This window comes from Pseudomonas sp. AM14(2022), from assembly GCF_036346455.1.
Taxonomy (GTDB): Bacteria; Pseudomonadota; Gammaproteobacteria; order Pseudomonadales; family Pseudomonadaceae; genus Aquipseudomonas; species Aquipseudomonas putida_A.
The window spans coordinates 506,213-526,895 of the sequence record NZ_JAOTNY010000003.1 but is presented as its reverse complement, the minus strand read 5'-3'; the positions used below and the strand labels follow the sequence as shown (position 1 = coordinate 526,895).

At 60.6% G+C, this 20,683-nt stretch carries 16 protein-coding genes; 7 read left to right on the top strand and 9 right to left on the bottom strand.

Going from position 1 to position 20,683, the window contains the following annotated elements:
* Positions 1-131: 131 nt before the first annotated feature.
* Entirely contained in the window at positions 132-1,430 is a 1,299-nt protein-coding gene (locus V3W27_RS09320; protein WP_330206439.1) for a mechanosensitive ion channel family protein, read from the top strand.
* A gap of 110 nt (positions 1,431-1,540) precedes the next feature.
* Here the strand turns inward: V3W27_RS09320 and V3W27_RS09315 are convergent, their stop codons facing one another.
* The 3 genes from V3W27_RS09315 to V3W27_RS09305 form a co-directional block, all read right to left on the bottom strand.
* On the bottom strand, positions 1,541-2,407 hold the full coding sequence (locus tag V3W27_RS09315; protein ID WP_247267767.1) for a carboxylate/amino acid/amine transporter: 867 nt from the start codon (positions 2,405-2,407) through the stop codon (positions 1,541-1,543).
* Between the two features lie 343 nt (positions 2,408-2,750).
* Positions 2,751-3,350: an FMN-dependent NADH-azoreductase gene (locus tag V3W27_RS09310; protein WP_027614552.1), complete on the bottom strand. Its 600-nt coding sequence runs from the start codon at positions 3,348-3,350 to the stop codon at positions 2,751-2,753.
* 230 nt (positions 3,351-3,580) lie between these two features.
* A complete protein-coding gene (locus V3W27_RS09305; protein ID WP_202369388.1) occupies positions 3,581-3,895 on the bottom strand; it encodes a 3-phosphoglycerate kinase in 315 nt (104 codons plus the stop codon).
* Between the two features lie 49 nt (positions 3,896-3,944).
* On the opposite strand from V3W27_RS09305, the gene V3W27_RS09300 reads away from it, so the two are divergent.
* The 5 genes from V3W27_RS09300 to aqpZ all read left to right on the top strand — a co-directional run bounded on the left by V3W27_RS09300 (position 3,945) and on the right by aqpZ (position 9,161).
* The gene (locus V3W27_RS09300; RefSeq protein WP_027614550.1) at positions 3,945-4,868 is read left to right on the top strand and encodes a LysR family transcriptional regulator; all 924 of its coding nucleotides are present in this window, start codon (positions 3,945-3,947) and stop codon (positions 4,866-4,868) included.
* A gap of 14 nt (positions 4,869-4,882) precedes the next feature.
* Complete coding sequence (locus V3W27_RS09295; RefSeq protein ID WP_330206438.1) at positions 4,883-5,686, top strand: alpha/beta fold hydrolase; 804 nt, start codon at positions 4,883-4,885, stop codon at positions 5,684-5,686.
* A 3-nt stretch (positions 5,687-5,689) separates the two neighbouring features.
* The gene (locus V3W27_RS09290) at positions 5,690-6,253 is read left to right on the top strand and encodes a peptidylprolyl isomerase (RefSeq protein WP_027614548.1); all 564 of its coding nucleotides are present in this window, start codon (positions 5,690-5,692) and stop codon (positions 6,251-6,253) included.
* Between the two features lie 88 nt (positions 6,254-6,341).
* Positions 6,342-8,174, top strand: coding sequence for an ABC transporter ATP-binding protein (locus V3W27_RS09285; protein WP_095138579.1), 1,833 nt, complete (start codon positions 6,342-6,344; stop codon positions 8,172-8,174).
* 291 nt (positions 8,175-8,465) lie between these two features.
* Positions 8,466-9,161: an aquaporin Z gene (gene aqpZ / locus V3W27_RS09280; RefSeq protein WP_027614546.1), complete on the top strand. Its 696-nt coding sequence runs from the start codon at positions 8,466-8,468 to the stop codon at positions 9,159-9,161.
* A gap of 158 nt (positions 9,162-9,319) precedes the next feature.
* On the opposite strand, the gene V3W27_RS09275 is transcribed toward aqpZ, so the two are convergent.
* Positions 9,320-10,444: a GNAT family N-acetyltransferase gene (locus V3W27_RS09275; RefSeq protein WP_330206437.1), complete on the bottom strand. Its 1,125-nt coding sequence runs from the start codon at positions 10,442-10,444 to the stop codon at positions 9,320-9,322.
* A 278-nt stretch (positions 10,445-10,722) separates the two neighbouring features.
* Here V3W27_RS09275 and V3W27_RS09270 point away from each other — a divergent pair, with 278 nt between their 5' ends.
* Positions 10,723-12,045, top strand: a complete 1,323-nt coding sequence (locus tag V3W27_RS09270) for a putative porin (RefSeq protein ID WP_123586864.1) — start codon at positions 10,723-10,725, stop codon at positions 12,043-12,045.
* Between the two features lie 182 nt (positions 12,046-12,227).
* On the opposite strand, the gene V3W27_RS09265 is transcribed toward V3W27_RS09270, so the two are convergent.
* The 5 genes from V3W27_RS09265 to aceK all read right to left on the bottom strand — a co-directional run bounded on the left by V3W27_RS09265 (position 12,228) and on the right by aceK (position 20,554).
* Complete coding sequence (locus V3W27_RS09265) at positions 12,228-12,461, bottom strand: anti-sigma factor family protein (RefSeq protein WP_330206436.1); 234 nt, start codon at positions 12,459-12,461, stop codon at positions 12,228-12,230.
* Positions 12,455-13,069, bottom strand: coding sequence for an RNA polymerase sigma factor (locus V3W27_RS09260; protein WP_003222662.1), 615 nt, complete (start codon positions 13,067-13,069; stop codon positions 12,455-12,457). Before V3W27_RS09260 ends, V3W27_RS09265 begins: the two co-directional genes overlap by 7 nt.
* A gap of 191 nt (positions 13,070-13,260) precedes the next feature.
* Positions 13,261-14,382, bottom strand: a complete 1,122-nt coding sequence (locus tag V3W27_RS09255) for a beta-ketoacyl-ACP synthase III (RefSeq protein ID WP_027614543.1) — start codon at positions 14,380-14,382, stop codon at positions 13,261-13,263.
* 326 nt (positions 14,383-14,708) lie between these two features.
* Positions 14,709-18,620 (bottom strand): ATP-dependent RNA helicase HrpA, encoded by a 3,912-nt coding sequence (gene hrpA / locus V3W27_RS09250; RefSeq protein WP_330206435.1) that lies wholly within the window; start codon positions 18,618-18,620, stop codon positions 14,709-14,711.
* Between the two features lie 212 nt (positions 18,621-18,832).
* Positions 18,833-20,554 (bottom strand): bifunctional isocitrate dehydrogenase kinase/phosphatase, encoded by a 1,722-nt coding sequence (aceK, locus tag V3W27_RS09245; RefSeq protein ID WP_096796623.1) that lies wholly within the window; start codon positions 20,552-20,554, stop codon positions 18,833-18,835.
* Positions 20,555-20,683: the final 129 nt, after the last annotated feature.

The following is a 20,683-nucleotide window of genomic DNA, read 5'->3' as shown; positions in this document are numbered from 1 at the left end:
AGGCCGAGTTTCTTTATACAAACGGGCGTAATCAGTGGCTTTTTTGTTGCTCGATTTGTCTCCAACGGTAATACACAGCGTCTTAAATGCTCTAATCGCCCATCGCGTCTTACAGAAGAATCGTTGCTCACATGGATTTCAAACAGCTCTGGCTCAACGCCCAAGACCTCTGGGGTGCCCTCGAAAAGCACCCATTCCTGCAATCCGGCCTGGCGCTGATGCTGCTATTGGTGATCGCGCTGGTGCTCGGACGAGTGGCACGCTATCTGATCCTGCATGCCAGCCGCATGCTCGGGCGTCAGCCAGCCCTGCACTGGATCAACGACTTTCGCCACAACAAGGTGTTTCAACGTCTGGCGCAGATGACGCCGTCGCTGGTGATCCAGTTCGGCCTGCACTTGGTGCCGGAACTGAGCAAAACCGCGATGACCTTTCTCGGCAACGTGGCGCTGTCGTTCACCATTCTGTTCCTGCTGCTATCGGTCAGTGCCCTGCTCAATGCGCTGCTGGACATCTACGCCCGCACCGAACACGCCCGCACCCGCTCGATCAAGGGCTATGTGCAACTGGCGAAAATGGTCTTGTACGTGTTTGGTGCGATCATCATCGTCGCCACCCTCATCGACCGTTCGCCGCTGTTGCTGCTCTCCGGTCTGGGTGCGATGTCGGCGGTGATTCTGTTGGTCTACAAGGACACGTTGCTGTCGTTCGTTGCCAGCGTGCAACTGACCAGCAACGACATGCTGCGAGTCGGCGACTGGATCGAGATGCCGCAAGTCGGTGCCGATGGCGACGTGGTCGACATCACCCTGCACACGGTCAAGGTGCAGAACTTCGACAAGACCATCGTTTCGATCCCGACCTGGCGCCTGATGTCCGAGTCGTTCCGCAACTGGCGCGGCATGCAACAGTCCGGCGGGCGACGGATCAAGCGCAGCCTGTTCATCGACGCCAGCGGCGTGCGCTTCATTCGTGACGATGAGGAAGAAAAGCTCTCCCAGGTACACCTGCTGACCGGCTACATGGGCCGCAAGAAAGCCGAACTCAAGGCATGGAACGAGGCGCAGGGCAACGTCGCCGCGATGTCAGCCAACCGCCGGCGCATGACCAACATCGGCACCTTCCGCGCTTATGCGCTGGCGTATTTGAAGAGTCACCCGGAGGTGCAGCCGAACATGACCTGCATGGTGCGCCAGATGCAGACCACGGCGCAGGGCATTCCACTGGAAATCTACTGCTTCACCACCACCACGGTGTGGGCCGATTACGAGCGGATTCAGGGGGATATTTTCGACTATCTGCTGGCGGTGCTGCCGGAGTTTGGCTTGAGCCTGTATCAGCAGCCGAGTGGCGGGGATTTGCGTTCGGGGTTGTTGCCGGCGGTGTTGGGGGCGGCGAGCATTCCCGAGCCGCAGAAACACCTCATGTAACGCCACCGATCAAAACTGTGGGAGCGGGCTTGCTCGCGAAGGCGTCAGGTCAGTCAACATAATCGTTGAATGACGCACCGCTTTCGCGAGCAAGCCCGCTCCCACAGGGGTTATGCGGTGGCTTGAGTTTTGCGGATGCCCAACCGGCTGATCCACACCGCCGCCAGAATCACACTCCCGCCCAGCAACAACCTTCCCAGTTCCTCATGCTGATTCCAGATCAGCAGATTCAGCAGCAAGCCCACTGGCACATGCAGGTTGTTCATCACCGCCAGCGTGCCGCCGTTGACCATGCACGCGCCCTTGTTCCACCAGTACATGCCCAACGCCGTCGAGACCAGACCGAGGAACAGCAACACGCCCCATTGCAACGGCGCTTCGGGCAGGAAGTTGGACTTGCCGAACAGCAGAAACGCCGGCAACACCACTGCCAACGCGCCGAGATAGAAGAAGCCGAAACGCCGGTAATGCGGCAGATCACTCGGGTGTTTTGCCACCAGATGCTTGTACATCACCTGCCCTGCGGCGTAGGTGAAGTTGGCCAGTTGCAGCAGCAAAAAGCCCATGAAGAAATCCGGGTTGATCCGGTCAAAACGAATCACCGCCGCACCGCCCACCGCTACCAACGCGGCCACTAGCGCCCACGGATTGAAGCGGCGGTTCAGCGCATCTTCGATCAGCGTCACGTGCAGCGGCGTGAGGATCGTGAACAGCAACACCTCCGGCACCGTCAGTACACGGAAGCTCAGGTACAGGCAAACGTAGGTGATGCCGAACTGCAACGCGCCGATCAGCAGCATGCCGCGCATGAACGAAGGCTCCACCGAGCGCCAGCGGGTCAACGGAATGAACACCAGCCCGGCCAGCACCACGCGCACCAGCACTGCAAAGTAGCTGTCGACATGCCCGGCGAGGTATTCGCCGATCAGACTGAAGGAAAACGCCTGGATCAGCGTGACAAAAAGTAGATAGCCCATGGTCGCCTCTGTTTCGAATGGCGGCGACGATAGCGGTTTTTGCGCCAGACCGCGAACCTCAGGCAACACTCAACCCTGTGGGAGCGGGCTTGCTCGCGAAAGCATCGTGTCAGTCGACGAATATTTGACTGACACACCGCCTTCGCGAGCAAGCCCGCTCCCACACGGGTTACACGTGGCTCAGATAATCCCGGGCAAAAAAAAGCCCGATCTCGCTAAAGCGTTCAATCGGGCTACAGCACTCAGGAGCAACAAGTGCAAAGGGAGGTTCGATGCGCGTAGAGCCTTGAAGGGGTTGCGCCAGGTCACTTAACCAAGCGGCGATTATCTGGCGATTAACATATCAAGCGACCTGAGACAGTTTGGCGTTGGCCTGATTCAGGCCCTTCTCCTGGAAGTCGCCACCCAGGTTCATGCCTTCGGCGTGAATGAAGGTCACGTCATGGATGCCGATGAAACCCATGACCTGACGCAGGTACGGTTCCTGATGGTCGGCCGGGCCGCCAGCGTAGATCCCGCCGCGAGCGGTCAGCACGTAGGCACGTTTGCCGCTGAGCAGGCCTTGCGGGCCGGTTTCGGTGTACTTGAAGGTCACGCCGGCACGCAGCACGTGGTCGAGCCAGGCCTTGAGGGTGCTCGGGATCGCGAAGTTGTACATCGGCGCAGCCATCACCAGTACGTCGGCGGCGAGCAGCTCGTCGGTCAATTCGTTGGAGCGCTCCAGCGACGATTGTTCGCTGGCATTGCGCTGCTCGGCAGGCTTCATCCAGCCGCCCAGCAGGTTGGCGTCCAGGTGTGGAACGGGATTCACGGCGAGGTCACGCACGCTGATCTGATCGTTGGGATGCGCCGCTTTCCACTGACCGATGAAGGTCTGGGTCAGTTGACGGGAAACCGAATCTTGCTGGCGGGCGCTGCTTTCGATGATCAGAACGCGGGACATGGTGTGTAGTCTCCATCCGAGAATGTTGTAGGTCGATGGAGTGAAGGTTAAACAGGGTCGTATCGATGAAAAAGCGCAAATAATTGCTGCAAAGCATCGAATAATTCGTTTAGATGCAGTTTGTACCCTTGTAGGAGTGAGCCTGCTCGCGATTGCGGTGTGTCAGGTACATCAGGATTTAACTGACACACCGCAATCGCGAGCAGGCTCACTCCTACAGGGGATTGCCGTTATTTCGGGCTGCAGCTCAAATCGATGCGCAGCCTGATGATCTCGCGGGAGAACTTGGCCGTGGCATTCGTATGCTTGCGGGCCGGGATTTCGATGTTGCGCGTACGCGGTGCTTCCGGACCATTGTTGAAAACGACTTTGCAGGTCGCGTCGACATCACCGTAGTTGGCGACCCGGATGGAGCCGATGTCTTTGTCGGTGTCGAAGGTCTCGTAGTCGATCTTCAAGCCATTGAGGTTCTTCTGCACATCGATCGGGTAAGCAAACGCAGTCAGCGGCAGCAACGCGAGCACCACACAACAGAATTTTTTCATTCGCCAGTCTCCATGAGGGACGGCCAGCTTAGGACAAGAGGAGCTATTGATGAAAGCGCCCCGCGTGACCCTTGATCAATGGCGAACATTGCAGGCCGTGGTCGACCACGGTGGTTTCGCCCAGGCCGCCGAGGTTCTGCACCGTTCGCAATCGTCGGTGAGTTATACCGTCGCCCGCATGCAGGACCAGCTCGGCGTGCCGTTGCTGCGCATCGACGGGCGTAAAGCGGTGCTCACCGAAGCCGGCGGCGTACTGCTGCGCCGCTCGCGACAACTGGTGAAACAGGCCAGCCAACTGGAAGACCTCGCCCACCACATGGAGCAAGGTTGGGAAGCCGAAGTGCGGCTGGTGGTCGATGCGGCTTACCCAAGCGCACGCATCGTGCGGGCGCTGACCGCGTTCATGCCGCAGAGTCGCGGCTGCCGCGTGCGTCTGCGCGAGGAGGTGTTGTCGGGGGTCGAGGAGGTCTTGCTCGAGGGCGTGGCCGATCTGGCAATCACCGGCCTGAGCATCCCCGGCTACCTCGGCGCGGAATTGAGCGACGTCGAATTTGTCGCGGTCGCCCACCCTGATCACGCGCTACATCGGCTCAACCGCGAACTGAGCTTCCAGGACCTGGAAACCCAGATGCAGGTGGTGATTCGCGACTCCGGCCGCCAGCAACCACGCGACGTCGGCTGGCTCGGCGCCGAACAGCGCTGGACCGTCGGCAGCCTCGCCACGGCTGCCACGTTCGTCAGCAGCGGCCTGGGCTTTGCCTGGCTGCCACGGCACATGATCGAACGGGAATTGAAGGAAGGCACGCTCAAGCTGCTACCGTTGGATCAGGGCGGCAGCCGCAACCCGAGCTTCTATCTGTATTCGAACAAGGACAAACCGCTGGGCCCGGCAACGCAAATCCTCATCGAACTGTTGCGCACCTTCGACACTTTGCCGCTTGACGCACCGTTCGCCGCCCCCGAGCAAGCCTGACACGGAGTTCACCGATGGCCTATTTCGAACATGAAGGTTGCAACCTGCACTACGAGGAATATGGCCACGGCACCCCGTTGCTACTGGTTCACGGACTGGGTTCGAGCACCCTGGACTGGGAAATGCAGATCCCGGCGCTGTCGGCGCACTACCGGGTGATCGTTCCGGATATACGTGGTCACGGTCGCTCGGACAAACCTCGCGAGCGCTACAGCATCGCCGGGTTCAGCGCCGATCTGCTGGCGTTGATCGAACACCTGAAACTCGGCCCGGTACATTACGTCGGGCTGTCGATGGGCGGGATGATCGGCTTTCAGTTCGGTGTCGATCAGCCGCAAATGCTGAAAAGCCTGACCATCGTCAACAGCGCCCCCGAGGTCAAACTGCGCAGCTGCGACGATTACTGGCAGTGGTTCAAGCGCTGGAGCCTGATGCGCGTGCTCAGCCTCGCGACCATTGGCAAGGCATTAGGCGGCAAACTGTTCCCGAAACCCGAGCAGGCTGTTCTGCGACAGAAAATGGCCGAACGCTGGGCAAAAAACGACAAACGTGCTTATCTCGCCAGCTTCGATGCGATTGTTGGCTGGGGCGTTCAGGAACGACTTTCCCGGGTGAAATGTCCAACGCTCATCGTCACTGCCGACCGTGACTACACACCGGTAGCACTGAAAGAAACCTATGTAAAACTGCTGCCCGATGCGCGGCTGGTGGTCATCGCCGATTCGCGCCACGCCACCCCGCTCGATCAACCCGAACGCTTCAATCAAACGCTGCTGGATTTTCTCGCCGCAGCCGATACTCAAACTCAGGATCACTGACCCATGCTGAAAAAACTCGCCCTCGCCGCCGGCACCGTGCTGTTTGCTGCCAACCTGATGGCTGCCACGCCTGCAAAAGCACCGCACGTGCTGCTGGACACCACCAACGGCCAGATCGAAATCGAACTGGATCCGGTCAAAGCGCCGATCAGTACCAAAAACTTTCTGGATTACGTCAACAGCGGCTTTTACACCAACACCATTTTCCATCGCGTGATCCCGGGTTTCATGGCTCAGGGCGGCGGTTTCACCCAGCAGATGCAGCAGAAAGAGACCAAGGCACCGATCAAGAACGAAGCCAGCAATGGCCTGCACAACGTTCGCGGCACCTTGTCGATGGCCCGTACCTCCAACCCTGATTCGGCCACCAGCCAGTTCTTCATCAACGTCGCCGACAACGCCTTCCTCGATCCGGGCCGTGATGCCGGTTACGCGGTATTCGCCAAAGTGGTCAAAGGCATGGACGTGGTCGACATCATCGTCAACTCGCAGACCACCACCAAACAGGGCATGCAAAACGTGCCTGTCGACCCTGTGATCATCAAGTCGGCCAAAGTCATCGACTAAGCTGTACAGGGCATTTCGAGCGGCGCTGGCCTGAAGCCACGCCGCTCACACCGATAAAAGGAGAGCCCGGCATCCGGGCGGTTATCTGATGCTCTATCGCCGTTTCGAACAACTGATCGACATATTCCGCGACGCCCCCACGGCCTCCCCTCCGGATCGTGTCTGGCCCTTCTATACCTATTACCTCAAGCAGGTCTGGCCGAGTTTTGCCGCCCTGCTCGTCGTCGGCCTGTTTGCCGCGTTGATCGAAGTGGCGCTGTTCAGTTACCTGAGCCGCATCATCGACCTGGCCCAGGGCACGCCCAACCCGAATTTCTTCAGCGACCACGCCCTCGAACTGACGTGGATGGTGGTGGTCGCCTTGGTACTGCGGCCGATCTTTTTCGGCCTGCACGACCTGCTGGTGCATCAGACCCTCAGCCCCGGCATGACCAGCATGATCCGCTGGCAGAACCACAGTTACGTGCTCAAGCAGAGCCTGAATTTCTTCCAGAACGACTTCGCCGGGCGCATCGCCCAACGCATCATGCAGACCGGCAACTCGCTGCGCGATTCGGCGGTGCAAGCGGTGGATGCGCTGTGGCACGTGGTGATCTACGCGATCAGTTCGCTGGTGCTGTTCGCCGAAGCCGACTGGCGCCTGATGATCCCGCTGCTGACGTGGATCGTCGCCTACATCGGCGCGCTGTATTACTTCGTGCCACGGGTGAAAGAGCGTTCGGTGGAAGCTTCCGACGCGCGCTCGAAACTGATGGGACGAATCGTCGACGGCTACACCAACATCGCCACCCTCAAGTTGTTCGCCCACACCAACTTCGAACAGCATTACGCCAAGGAAGCCATCGAAGAACAGACGGTCAAGGCGCAGATGGCCGGCCGCGTGGTGACCAGCATGGACGTGGCGATCACCACCATGAACGGTCTGCTGATCGTTGGCACCACCGCGCTGGCGCTGTGGCTGTGGACACAGTCGCTGATTACCGTCGGCGCGATTGCCCTGGCGACCGGCCTGGTGATCCGCATCGTCAACATGTCCGGCTGGATCATGTGGGTGGTCACCGGCATTTTCGAGAACATCGGCATGGTGCAGGACGGTCTGCAGACCATCTCGCAACCGGTCAGCGTCACTGATCGCGAGCAGGCCAAACCGCTGGCCGTGGCTCGTGGCGAAGTGCGTTTCGAGCACGTGGATTTTCACTACGGCAAGAAGAAAGGCATCATCGGCGACCTCAACCTGACCATCAAACCCGGCGAAAAAATCGGCCTGATCGGGCCGTCCGGCGCTGGCAAATCGACCTTGGTCAACCTGCTGCTGCGCCTGTATGACGTAGAGGGCGGACGGATCCTGATCGATGGGCAGAACATCGCCGAAGTCGGCCAGGAAAGCCTGCGCGCACGCATCGGCATGATCACGCAGGACACCTCCCTGCTGCACCGCTCGATCCGCGACAACTTGTTGTATGGCAAGCCTGACGCCACCGACGCCGAGCTCTGGGACGCGGTGCACAAGGCTCGCGCCGACGAGTTCATTCCGCTGCTGTCGGACGCTGAGGGCCGCACCGGTTTCGACGCGCACGTCGGCGAACGCGGGGTGAAACTGTCCGGCGGTCAGCGCCAGCGCATTGCGATTGCCCGGGTGCTGCTCAAGGACGCGCCGATCCTGATCATGGACGAAGCAACCTCGGCACTCGACTCGGAAGTCGAAGCGGCGATCCAGGAAAGCCTGGAAACCCTGATGCAAGGCAAAACCGTGATCGCCATTGCTCACCGTCTCTCGACCATCGCTCGCATGGATCGGCTGGTAGTGCTGGAAAACGGCAAGATCGCCGAGAGCGGTACCCACGCCGAACTGCTGGCGCATCGCGGATTGTATGCGCGGTTGTGGGCGCACCAGACCGGGGGATTTGTCGGGATCGATTGATCATTGAATCAATACAACTCCAATGTGGGAGGGGGCTTGCTCCCGAAAGCAGGGTGTCAGTACCGAACATTTGTCTGACACACCGCATTCGGGAGCAAGCCCCCTCCCACAATATATTGAGAACCGCCACAGCCCTCTAACCACGGGCTCTGGCGGTTTTTTGATGGCTGCTGGAAATCCATCCAAAGCGTGCTGTACTCAGCCAAGGTTCCAGCACGGAACCTGTCGTAAATCTGCAGGGAAGCACAACGCAATACAGTCTCGATAGCATGGGCTATCAAGGACTCTCTCATGTCTCTGTTCAAACGTTCAGTTACTGAGTTGTTGGGTACGTTCTGGCTGGTTCTGGGTGGTTGTGGCAGTGCGGTGCTCGCCGCGTCTTCGCCTCTGGGCATCGGGGTGCTGGGGGTGGCCCTGGCGTTTGGTCTGACGGTGCTGACCATGGCGTTCGCCATCGGCCACATCAGCGGATGTCATCTCAATCCCGCAGTGTCGGTGGGGTTGGTGGTCGGCGGGCGGTTTCCAGCAAAAGAGCTACCCGCCTACATCATCGCCCAGGTGCTCGGCGGGATACTCGCCGCCGCGCTGCTCTACTACATCGCCAGCGGCAAGGAAGGTTTCGACATCGCAGCAGGTCTGGCGTCCAATGGGTACGGCGAGCACTCGCCCGGCAAATACTCGATGGCGGCAGGCTTTGTCACCGAGCTGGTGATGACCGGGATGTTCGTGATCATCATCCTCGGCGCCACCGACAAACGCGCCCCGGCGGGCCTCGCACCGATTGCCATCGGCCTGGGGCTGACGCTGATTCACCTGATCTCGATTCCGGTCACCAACACCTCGGTCAACCCGGCGCGTAGCACCGGGCCGGCGCTGATGGTCGGCGGCTGGGCGATCGCGCAGTTGTGGATGTTCTGGGTCGCGCCGCTGATTGGCGCGATAGTGGGCGGGACGATTTATCGCTGGCTGGGCAAAGAGCAATCCTGAACCCACTGGAAATCCCCTGTGGGAGGGGGCTTGCTCCCGAAGGCGTCGTGTCAGTCATAGCTACCGTACTGACACACCGCATTCGGGAGCAAGCCCCCTCCCACAGTAATAAATCAACCATGCCCGGTAATCGATGTCTGCCCTGGTCAAAAACGAGATCAGGCCTGGCGGTATGGCAAGGCTGTTCTGGCTTCCTCGGCGTACGCGAGGACGCCAGCACGTTCCTGTTGCAGGAAGTCTTTGACTGCGGCTTTCAGACCGGGATGACGCAGGTAGTGCCACGAGTGGGTGATCACCGGTTCAAAGCCGCGAATCAGCTTGTGCTCGCCCTGAGCGCCGGCATCAAAGCGCTGATACCCATGGGCAATCGCATAGTTCATGCCCTGATAGAAACATGTCTCGAAATGCAGCCGGTCAAACTCGGCCAGACAGCCCCAATAACGTCCGTAGAAGCTGTCGCCTCCGACAAGACTGAAGGCCATCGCCACCGGACGTGAACCCTGTTTGGCCAGCACCACCCGAATCGCCTCCGGCATCCGCGCAGCCAGCAGACTGAAAAACTCGCGCGTCAGGTACGGCGCCTGGCGGCGCACGGCGTAGGTGTTGGCATAGCAGGCGTAGACAAAATCCCATTGCGCCTCGTCCAGCTCACGCCCTTCCAGCCATTCGAATTCGAAGCCGTGCCCCGCCACCTGCTCGCGCTCTTTACGCATTTGCTTGCGCTTGCGCGAACTGAGCGCGTCGAGAAAATCCTGGAAGTCCCGATAACCGCGATTCTGCCAGTGATACTGACAGCCGATACGTTGCAGCCAGCCCGGCTGCTCGGCCATGGCGGCATCGGTGAACGGGTCGGTGAAATTGATGTGCGCGCTGGAAAGCTCTTCGATTTCCAGATAACCCGGCAGGCTCTTGAGCAGTTCGAAACCGTCTTCGACCCGGGCGGCCAGCAAGCGTGGTCCGCTGACCGGGCTGAACGGCACCGCCGTCAGCAGTTTGGGGTAGTAATCGATGCCGGCCCGGGCACAGGCATCGGCCCAGCCGTGATCGAACACGTACTCGCCATAGGAATGCCACTTGCGATAACTGGGCAGCGCCGTGATCAGCCGATCGTCTTCGACGTGCAGCAGATGCTCGGGCTGCCAGCCGGTATGGGGTCCGACGCTACCGCTGTCTTCCAGTGCGCTGAGGAACGCATGGCGCAAAAACGGCTGGTTCTCAGGCACCAGCGCGTCCCATGTCGCCGGGACGATTTCTGACAGGTTTTGCAGACGTTGCAACGGCATCAACTGGCTCTCCACATCTTGGCGTCAAAGCCCCGCGAGTATCGCTGATCGGCATCCATTGCACACGCTCATTCGGGCGACAGTGCTCTAGCTCAATAGTTCACGAGGACTTTGTATCGTCATCGACATGACATCACTTAGCCACTGCTCTGTCATAAACCATCGCGATACTCGCTCCTGTTTTTAGAGCGCCGGGGTCTACCCGGACACTGTTTTCCGACGTGCGCGTCGGTGTGCCCCGGATGGTTCTGCCATCCCTCTCATCTTCGGAGATTGCTATGCGTCTTGCTTCCACGAAAACTGCGGCGGCCCTGTGCGGTGGCCTGTTGCTGGCCATGAGCGTTCCGGCCAGTGCTGCAGTCGACGCCAAACTGCTCGACATGCTCAAGGCCAACGGTTCCATTTCCCAGGCGCAGTACGTCGAACTGCAAACTGAACTGGCCAAGGATCAGAAGGCTCAGCAAATCGCGCAGCAGGCGCAGCAAGAGACCAACGAGCAGATCGCGGCGACCGCGAAGAAAACCAATGAGCTGAGCTCCTTCGACCAGAAACTCGCCTGGGCCGCCAAGACCCAGTTCAAAGGCGACGTGCGTATTCGTCAGGAGACCGTCAAGATCGACGGCGAATCCAACAACGGCGGCCGAGACAAGGATCGCCAGCGCATCCGCGCCCGCCTCGGCGCCTACACCGAGATCAACCCGCAAGTCGACACCGGTATCCGTATCGCTACCGGCGGCGGCGACGATGCCCGTTCGACCAACCAGGACATGGACAACTACTTCGACAAGAAGCAGATCTGGCTCGACCTGGGCTACATCGACTACCACCCGGATGCGATCAAGAACCTGCACGTGATCGGCGGCAAGATGCTGCAACCGTGGGTCAGCATGGGCGACGTGATCTGGGACAGCGACATCAACCCGGAAGGTCTGGCCGTCACCTACAAATACCCACTGGGCAGCAGCGCCGAACTGTTCGGCAGCCTGGGTAACTACACCCTCAAGGACAACGTCGACGGCGAAGGCGTGCAATTCCGTCACGACCTGCGTCTGACTGCCGGGCAGTTGGGCAGCCGTTTCGCGATCACCGACAACCTGAAACTGACCCTGGGCGGCAGCGTCTACGCCTACCAAAACGATGAAGACAGCCGCTGCACCGGGACATCCACACCGTGCGCGCTGTCGGTCAACGGCAACTCGGCCAACAACGAGTTCCGCCTGTACGAAGGTTTCAGCCAGATCGACATCGGTGGCCTGCCAATGCCGCTGTCGTTCTACGGCCAGTACGTGAAGAACAACGATGCCGTGACCGACGCCGATACCGCGTGGCTGGTCGGCGCCAAGTCGAAAGTCTTCGGTCTGAACCTGGATTACAACTATCGTGACGTACAGCGTGACGCCGTGGTCGGCGCGTTCACCGACTCCGACTTCGCCAACGGCACCACCGGTTCCCGTGGGCACAAGTTCAAGGTCGGTTACGACATCGACAAGAACTTCGCCATCGGCGCCACGTACTTCCTGACCAAGGCCGACTTCTCCAGCCGTACCCAGCGTGACGCAGACACCAACACTCTGCAGCTGGATGCCGAAGCCAAGTTCTAAAACGCGTCACCCTGTAGCCTGACGTGGGCGGGACGATCCCCATCATCCGTTCGTGTCGTCCGCGTCGGGCTATTTCTGCAGGATGCAAAAACACTGTTGGAGCTGCCGGAGGCTGCGATCTTTTGATCTTGTTTTTGAGGATCAAAAGATCGCAGCCTTCGGCAGCTCCTACAGGTGGAATTCTATTTTTCCTTGCGGCGTTGCTCGGCCAGACGCTCAGCCAGCGCATCCACACCCTCTTGCGGCCTCTCCGGCATCGCCTTCAACGAGGCCTGCATCAAACGCATCTGACGAATGAAGCGCCGACAGTTCGGGCAGAACATCAGGTGATGGCGCACCAGCAGTTTCTCGCGAAAGCTCAATTGGCCATCGAGATAATCGCTGGAACGCGCTACTTGTTCCTTGCAGGTCAGCATTCGCCGGTCTCCTCAAAATGCTCCACCGTGGCGAAGACTTTCAGCCGCGCCCGATGCAGCAGCACACGGACATTGGAGAGCGAGATCTCCAGAAGATTACAGATCTCTTCCAGCTCCAGGCCCTGACGCTCGCGTAGCAGCAACACGCTGCTTTGCAGTTCCGACAGGCTGAGCAAGGTGTGCTCCAGGCAGTCACGCAACTCGCTTTCGGTGAGCAAGGCTTCCGGGGTGTCCTGATGCCAGGCGAACGGCGCCACCAGCCAATGACCGTCACCGGGCGAAAAACGATCGTCGTCGATGGTGCCGTGGGGAGACGGCAGATCATCCATCAACACTTCGCGGCGGTTTTGCTTGTAACGACTCTTGGCGGAATTGGCGGTGATGGTCAGCAGCCAGGTCTTGAGACTGGAACGACCCTCGAAGCTGCCGATATGGCGCACCACCGAAAGCCAGGCGTCCTGCACCACTTCTTCGACATGGCGCTGGCCGACGATGGCATACGCCACGGCGCGCATGGCGCTCTGGTAGGTGCTGACCAGTTCCTTGAAAGCCTTTTGCTCACCCGCGAGCAGACGTTCGAGCAGTTGGGTGTCGTCCGTTGCGGCCATGCACGCCTCGTTTGCAATTACCGATTAACGTTAACGCACTCGACCCTGTGGCGAGCGAGCTTGCTCGCGCTCGACTGCGCAGCAGTCGCAAAACCGGCGATTGCGGTTCTTCAGCAAGACCGCAATCGCCGGTGTCGGGAGCGCTACGCACTCGAGCGGGAGCAAGCTCCCTCGCCACAAGAGCGGGTGACTCAGCGCTTGCGCAGAATCACGCTGCCGATCGAGTAACCGGCGCCGAACGAGCTCAGCACGGCCAGCGAACCGGCGGCCAGATCGTCCTGATATTTGTGGAAGGCAATCACCGAGCCGGCAGAGCTGGTGTTGGCGTAGGTGTCGAGAATCACCGGGGCTTCTTCTTCGGTGGCTTCGCGGCCCAGCAGCTTGCGCACGATCAGGTGGTTCATGCTCAGGTTGGCCTGGTGCAGCCAGAAGCGCTTGACGTCGCCGACGTTGAGTTTGTTCTCCTCCAGGTGCTCACCGATCAGCTCGGCGACCATCGGGCAGACGTCCTTGAACACCTTGCGACCTTCCTGCACGAACAGCTTGTCACGGGCACCGATGCCCTCTTCCGCGGCGCGGTTGAGGAAGCCGAAGTTGTTGCGGATGTTGTTGGAGAACTTGGTCAGCAGTTTGGTGCTGACCACGTCGAACTGGTACTTGGACGTCGCCAGGTCAGCGCGTTCGATGATCACTGCCGTTGCGGCGTCACCGAAGATGAAGTGGCTGTCGCGGTCGCGGAAGTTCAGGTGACCGGTGCAGACTTCCGGGTTGACCATCAGGATCGCCCGGGCCTGGCCCAGTTGCACGCTGTTGGCCGCGGCCTGAATGCCGAAGGTCGCCGAGGAGCAGGCGACGTTCATGTCGAAACCGAAACCCTGAATGCCCAGTGCTTCCTGGACTTCGATGGCGATGGCCGGGTAGGCGCGTTGCAGATTGGAGCAGGCAACGATCACGCCGTCGATGTCGGCGGCGGTCTTGCCGGCACGTTGCAGCGCCTGTTCAGCGGCGCCGATGGCCATCTGGCACAGCACCGACCATTCGTCGTTGGAACGCTCCGGCAGGCGCGGGGCCATGCGCGCAGGATCGAGAATGCCGTCCTTGTCCATGACAAAGCGGCTCTTGATGCCCGAGGCTTTTTCGATGAATGCAGCACTGGATTCGGTCAGCGCCTGGACTTCACCGCTGGCGATGGCGTCGGCGTTGTCGGCGTTGAACTGCGCGACGTAGGTATTGAAAGACTGCACCAGCTCTTCGTTGGAGATGCTGTTGGCCGGGGTGTACAGGCCGGTGCCGCTGATGACGACGTTATGCATGGTCGTTTCTCTAATCTGTTCAGGCAGAAAGCGCTGGCACCGACGTACCAACACACAAAGGGTCTGTTCCCGTCCGGGGACGCTGACCTGGCATCGCTTTATTCCGCCACGTGACCCGGCCGAAGGCTCTGGGTCACGAAACCGGCGTTTATGGTCGCGAAGTTTGCCATAAACCCAAGGTTTTGGCGCCTTTCTCAAGCACCACCCAGATCCAATGTGGGAGCGAGCCTGCTCGCGAAGGCAGTGTGTCAGTCACGAGGATGGTGTCTGATATACCGCTTTCGCGAGCAGGCTCGCTCCCACACGGGATCGTGTACGACTCAAGATCAGGCCTCGACCTGACTCCACTGCTTGCTCAGCCGTTTGTCCGAGATCGGCGCTTTCGTCCCCAACTGCTGGGCGAACAGCGACACCCGGTATTCCTCCAGCCACCAGCGGTACAGCTCCAGCTGTGGATCGCGTTTGCCTTCCTGCGCATGCTTGGCGGCGCGTGTCTGGTATTGCGCCCAGAGGCCGGCCAGTTCACCGCTCCAGACGCGATCCTTCTGCACCTGCGCACCGAGTTTCTCGAAACGCTGCTCGACCGCCTTCAGATAACGCGGCAACTCTTTGAGCCATTGCATCGGTGTTTCCCGGACGAAACCCGGATACACCAGATGGCTGATTTGCTGCTTGATGTCATTCAGCGCCACAGCCTGCGCCAAATCGATCTTGCCCTTGAAGCGTTTTTGCAGGCCGTGCCACAGCTTGAGAATCTCCAGCGTCAACCGCGCGACGCGCTCGGCGTGTTCGGTCCAGCTGCCGCGTTTGCGCTCAGCCAATGCCGCCAGCCCGGCGCCGTCACGGGGCAACGGGTCTTCGCCTTCCAGGATGCAGCTGTCGAGACTGGCCAGCAAAATGTCTTCGACCAGCGCATCGACCCGGCCCAACTCGCGATACAGCAGGCCCAGCTCAGTGATGCCCGGCAGTTTGCTGCGCAGGAACTTCGCCGGCTCCGCCAGTTGCTGCAGCAGCAGCCGCTGCAAGGCGCGGCGATGCTGGAACTCAGCTTCGGCCGGGGTCGAGAACCGCCCTTCCTTGACCGTGCCGCCCTCTTCCACCAGCGCCGGATAGACCGTCATCGACAATCCGGCAATCTTCTGCTGGGTCTTTTCCGCCACCGGGGCGAAGACCTTGGCCTCCACCGGTTGCTGACTTTTCGCACTCTGCGGCACGGCCAAAGCCGCCTGGCTGGCTTCGGCAAAACGCGCGGTCAGCTCGGCCAGGTCGCGGCCCTCGCCGAGGAACTTGCCCTGGCCGTCGACGATTTCCAGGTTCATCCGCAGATGGCTTTCGACCTGCTGCGCGGCTTCCGCCCATGCTTCATCGCTGACGCGCGCACCGGTCATGCGCAGCAACTCGCGACCGAGCGCTTGCGGCAATGAGCCTTCAGCGAAGGTCATGCGCTGCAACGCCGCCTTGATGAAATCCGGCACCGGCACGAAGTTCTTGCGCAAGGCTTTCGGCAGATTGCGCACCAGCGCAATGCACTTGGCCTCGATCAGCCCCGGCACCAGCCATTCCAGACGTTCCGGTGGCAGCATCGGCAGCAGCGGCGCGGGCACGCGCAGGGTCACGCCGTCGCGCGGGTGATTGGGTTCGAAGTGGTAGCTGAGCGCCAGTTCCAGATCACCAATGTGCAGCGTGTCCGGGTAGTCGCGCGCGGTGACTTCACTGGCCTCGCGGGCCAGCACGTCTTCTTCGCGCATGATCAGCAATTGCGGGTCTTTCTGGCTGTTGACCCGATACCAGCTGTCGAACGTCGCGGTCTGGTGAATCTCCGCCGGCAAGCGCGCATCGTAGAACGCGTACAGGGTTTCTTCGTCAGCGAGAATGTCGCGGCGCCGAGCCTTGGCTTCCAGCTCGTCGAGCTGTTCGAGCAACTGCTTGTTGGCGGTCAGGCACTTGGCTTTCGACTGAATCTCGCCCCGCACCAGCCCTTCACGGATAAACAGCTCACGCGAGACCAGCGGATCCACCGGGCCGTAATGCACCGGGCGGCGACCGACCACGATCAGCCCGAACAGGGTGATCTGCTCGTAAGCCACGACCTGGCCGCGCTTCTTCTCCCAGTGCGGTTCGAAATGGTTTTTCTTGATCAGGTGCCCGGCCAGCGGCTCGATCCAGTCGGCATCGATCTTGGCGACCATCCGCGCGTAAAGCTTGGTGGTTTCCACCAGTTCGGCGGTCATCAGCCACTGCGGACGTTTCTTGCCGATGCCCGACGACGGATGAATCCAGAAGCGCCGCTGACGGGCACCGAGGTAATCGCCGTCCTCGGTTTTCTGGCCGATCTGGCTGAGCAGACCGACCAATACCGCTTTGTGCAGTTTCGGGTAATCCGCCGGCTCTTTATTGGGGCTCAACTGCATGTCGCGGCAGATCAGACTCAACTGGCGATGGGAATCACGCCACTCGCGCAGACGCAGGTAGTTGAGGAAATTCTTCCGGCACCAGTTGCGCAGCGGGCTGGCGGTCAGTGCCTGGCGCTGTTCTTCAAAGCCGCGCCACAGATTGACCAGCCCGGCGAAGTCCGAATCGCTGTCTTTCCATTGTGCGTGGGCCTGATCGGCTGCTTGTTGACGCTCCGGCGGACGCTCGCGCGGGTCCTGAATCGACATGGCGCTGGCGACGATCAGCACTTCCTGCAGGCTGCCGAGCTTGGCGGCTTCGAGCAGCATGCGGCCCATGCGCGGGTCTACCGGCAGGCGCGCCAACTGGCGGCCGAGCGGGGTCAGCTGACTGTTGCGATCCACCGCCGAAAGCTCTTGCAGCAGGTTGAAGCCGTCGCTGATCGCCTTGCCGTCCGGCGGCTCGATGAACGGGAACGCAGTGATTTCGCCGAGGCGCAGGTGCAGCATCTGCAAGATCACGGCGGCAAGGTTGGTACGCAGAATTTCCGGATCGGTGAATTCCGGGCGACCGAGGAAGTCTTCTTCGCTGTACAGGCGCACGCAGATCCCCGGCTCGACCCGGCCGCAACGACCCTTACGCTGATTGGCGCTGGCCTGGGAAATCGCTTCGATCGGCAGACGCTGGACCTTGGCGCGGTAGCTGTAGCGACTGATGCGCGCGGTGCCGCTGTCGATCACGTAGCGGATGCCCGGCACGGTCAGCGAGGTCTCGGCAACGTTGGTCGCCAGCACCACGCGCCGCCCCGGGTGCGACTGGAAAATCCGCTGCTGCTCGGCCGGCGACAGGCGCGCGTACAGCGGCAGGATTTCCGTGTGTTTGAGCTGGGCCTTGCGCAGCATGTCGGCGGCATCGCGGATCTCGCGCTCGCCGGGCAGGAACACCAGCACATCGCCGGGACCGCGGCGTTCGCTGCGCTCGTAGGCGGCAATTTCGTCGAGGGTGGCGAGGATCGCCTGATCCACGGTCAGGTCGTCTTCGACACGGTTGCCCTCTTCGTCTTGCTCCAGCGTCAGCGGGCGATACCAGGTGTCCACCGGGAAAGTCCGCCCGGAGACCTCGACAATCGGCGCATCCTCGAAATGCTTGGAGAAGCGCTCCAGATCGATGGTCGCCGAAGTGATGATGACCTTCAGATCCGGGCGACGCGGCAGCAGGGTTTTCAGGTAACCGAGCAGGAAGTCGATGTTCAGGCTGCGCTCGTGGGCTTCGTCGACGATGATCGTGTCGTAGCGTTCGAGGTAGCGGTCGTTCTGGGTTTCCGCCAGCAGGATGCCGTCGGTCATCAGTTTGATCAGGGTGTTGGAATCGCTTTGATCCTCGAAGCGCACCTGATAGCCAACCAGCGAACCGAGCGGTGTGCCGAGTTCTTCGGCCACCCGGCTGGCGACGCTGCGCGCAGCGATTCGGCGTGGCTGGGTATGGCCGATCAAGCCATGCTGGCCGCGACCGATTTCCAGGCAGATTTTCGGCAACTGGGTGGTTTTACCCGAGCCGGTTTCGCCAGCGATGATCAGCACTTGATGCTTCTCCAGCGCTGCCTTGATTTCGTCGCGCTTGGCGGCGATCGGCAGGCTGTCGTCGTAACGAATCACTGGCAGGCTGGCACGGCGCGCCAGCACCTGATCACAGGACGCCTGCATGCGCGCCACCCACTGGGCCAGTTTGACCTCGTCGGGTTTCTTGCGCAGCTCGAGCAACTGCCGCCGCAGCCGGTGACGGTCGGCGAGCATGGCGTGATCGAGGTTTTTCAGCAGTTTGTCGATGGAGGGCGATTCGTCGGTCATCGGGTACGCAATTCGGTCGTCTGTTTATGCAGGGGGCGATTGTCGCAGATTTGCCTCCTACTGTGGCGAGGGAGCTTGCTCCCGCTCGGTTGCGCAGCAATCGTAATCCGGTTGTCGGGAGGTCACTGTCAGGACGCGGCGGATGGTTTCGGGGCCGCTTCGCAGCCCAGCGGGAGCAAGCTCCCTCGCCACAAATTCGTCATGCTCCGGGATTATTCGTTGTCGAGGCCTTTGCGGCGGTAGGGGAAGACGTCGATGACTTTGCCGGCGCGAATCGCCTCCTGCAAACCCTTCCAGTAATCGGCGTTGTACAACTCGCCATGCAGTTGATCGAACAGTTTGCGCTGCCCGGCATCGGCAAACAGAAACGGCGGAAACTCTTCCGGGAACACATCCAGCGGCCCGATCGAGTACCACGGTTCGGAAGCCATTTCGTCCTCGGGGGTGCGCGGCGCGGGGATGTGGCGGAAGTTGGCTTCGGTCAGGAAGCAGATCTCGTCGTAGTCGTAGAACACCACTCGGCCGTGACGAGTGACGCCGAAGTTCTTCAGCAACATGTCGCCGGGAAAGATGTTGGCCGCCGCCAGTTGTTTGATCGCCAGGCCGTAATCCTCCAGTGCCTCGCGCACCTGTGCTTCATTGGCGTTTTCCAGATAGAGGTTGAGCGGGGTCATGCGGCGCTCGGTCCAGCAGTGGCGGATCAGCACCGTGTCGCCTTCGACCGAGACCGTCGACGGCGCGACCTCGAGCAGTTCTTCCAGGCACGCCGGATCGAACTTGCTCAGCGGAAAACGGAAGTCGGCGAACTCCTGGGTATCGGCCATGCGCCCGACCCGGTCGACACTTTTCACCAGACGATATTTTTCGATCACCGTCGCCCGGTCGACGTTTTTCGACGGCGAGAAACGGTCCTTGATGATCTTGAACACGGTGTTGAAGCCCGGCAGGGTGAACACGCTCATGACCATGCCGCGCACGCCGGGGGCCATGATGAACTGGTCGTCGGTGTTGGCCAGATGATTGATCAGCGCCCGGTAGAACTCGGATTTGCCGTGCTTGTAGAAACCGATCGAGGTGTACAGCTCGGCGATGTGCTTACCCGGCAGAATGCGCCGCAGGAAACCGATGAACTCCGCCGGCACCGGCACATCGACCATGAAATACGAACGGGTGAAAGAGAAGATGATCGACACATCGGCTTCGTCGGTGATCAGCGCGTCGATCTGAATCCCGCGGCCTTCGCGGTGCAGCAGCGGAATCACCAGCGGCCACTGCTCGTCGCGGGTGTAGATACGCCCGACCAGATACGCGCCCTTGTTGCGGTACAACACCGAGGAAAACAGCTCGACGCTCAGCTCCGGATCCTTGCACACCCAGTCCGGCAAATTCTCGCGCAGTTGCGCTTCGAGGCGCTGCAGGTCGCCGGGCAGATCGGCGTAATCCTCGCTGAAGCGATAGTCGGCAAAGATGCTCGCGAGCATCGATGACAACTGCCCTTGCGGCTTGTAGGTGCGGGTTTGCGCAGCCCGGGCGCGGCGCAGGCTCGGCCGCGTGGTGTGGATGAACATGCAGCCGTCGCTGATCAGGTCGTGACTGAACAGCCCGCAGAAAATCGAGTTGTACCAGGTCTCGGACAGTTCATCGTCGAAGCGCAGGTCGATGACACTGATGTAAGCACTTTTCACCAACGGCCAACTGCCGACATTCATCAGCGTCTCGTCGTCGAAATGCTCGCGCAGGCGGGCGATGGTTTCGCCGACCTTTTCCTCGTAGAGATTGATCCGCGCCGCCGACGCGGTCTGCGTCTCCTGCCAGCGCGCCTGCTCGAAGCGCTCGCGCGCACCGTCGGTGATCCGCCGGAAATGCTCGCGGTAATCGTCAAAGCCATCGAGGATCATGCGGGCGATGTCGGTGGCTGGCCATTGCTGCGGCATAGAGGAGACCTCGGCGTGCAAGTGGAAATCTGTGCCTGAGCTTAGCCACGGATGCATGCGCAGGAGAAGTGCAATTTCTGCCAAAAGCGCGGCAGGGTTGTACAGCGACACAGTTTTTAGCAAAGTTTT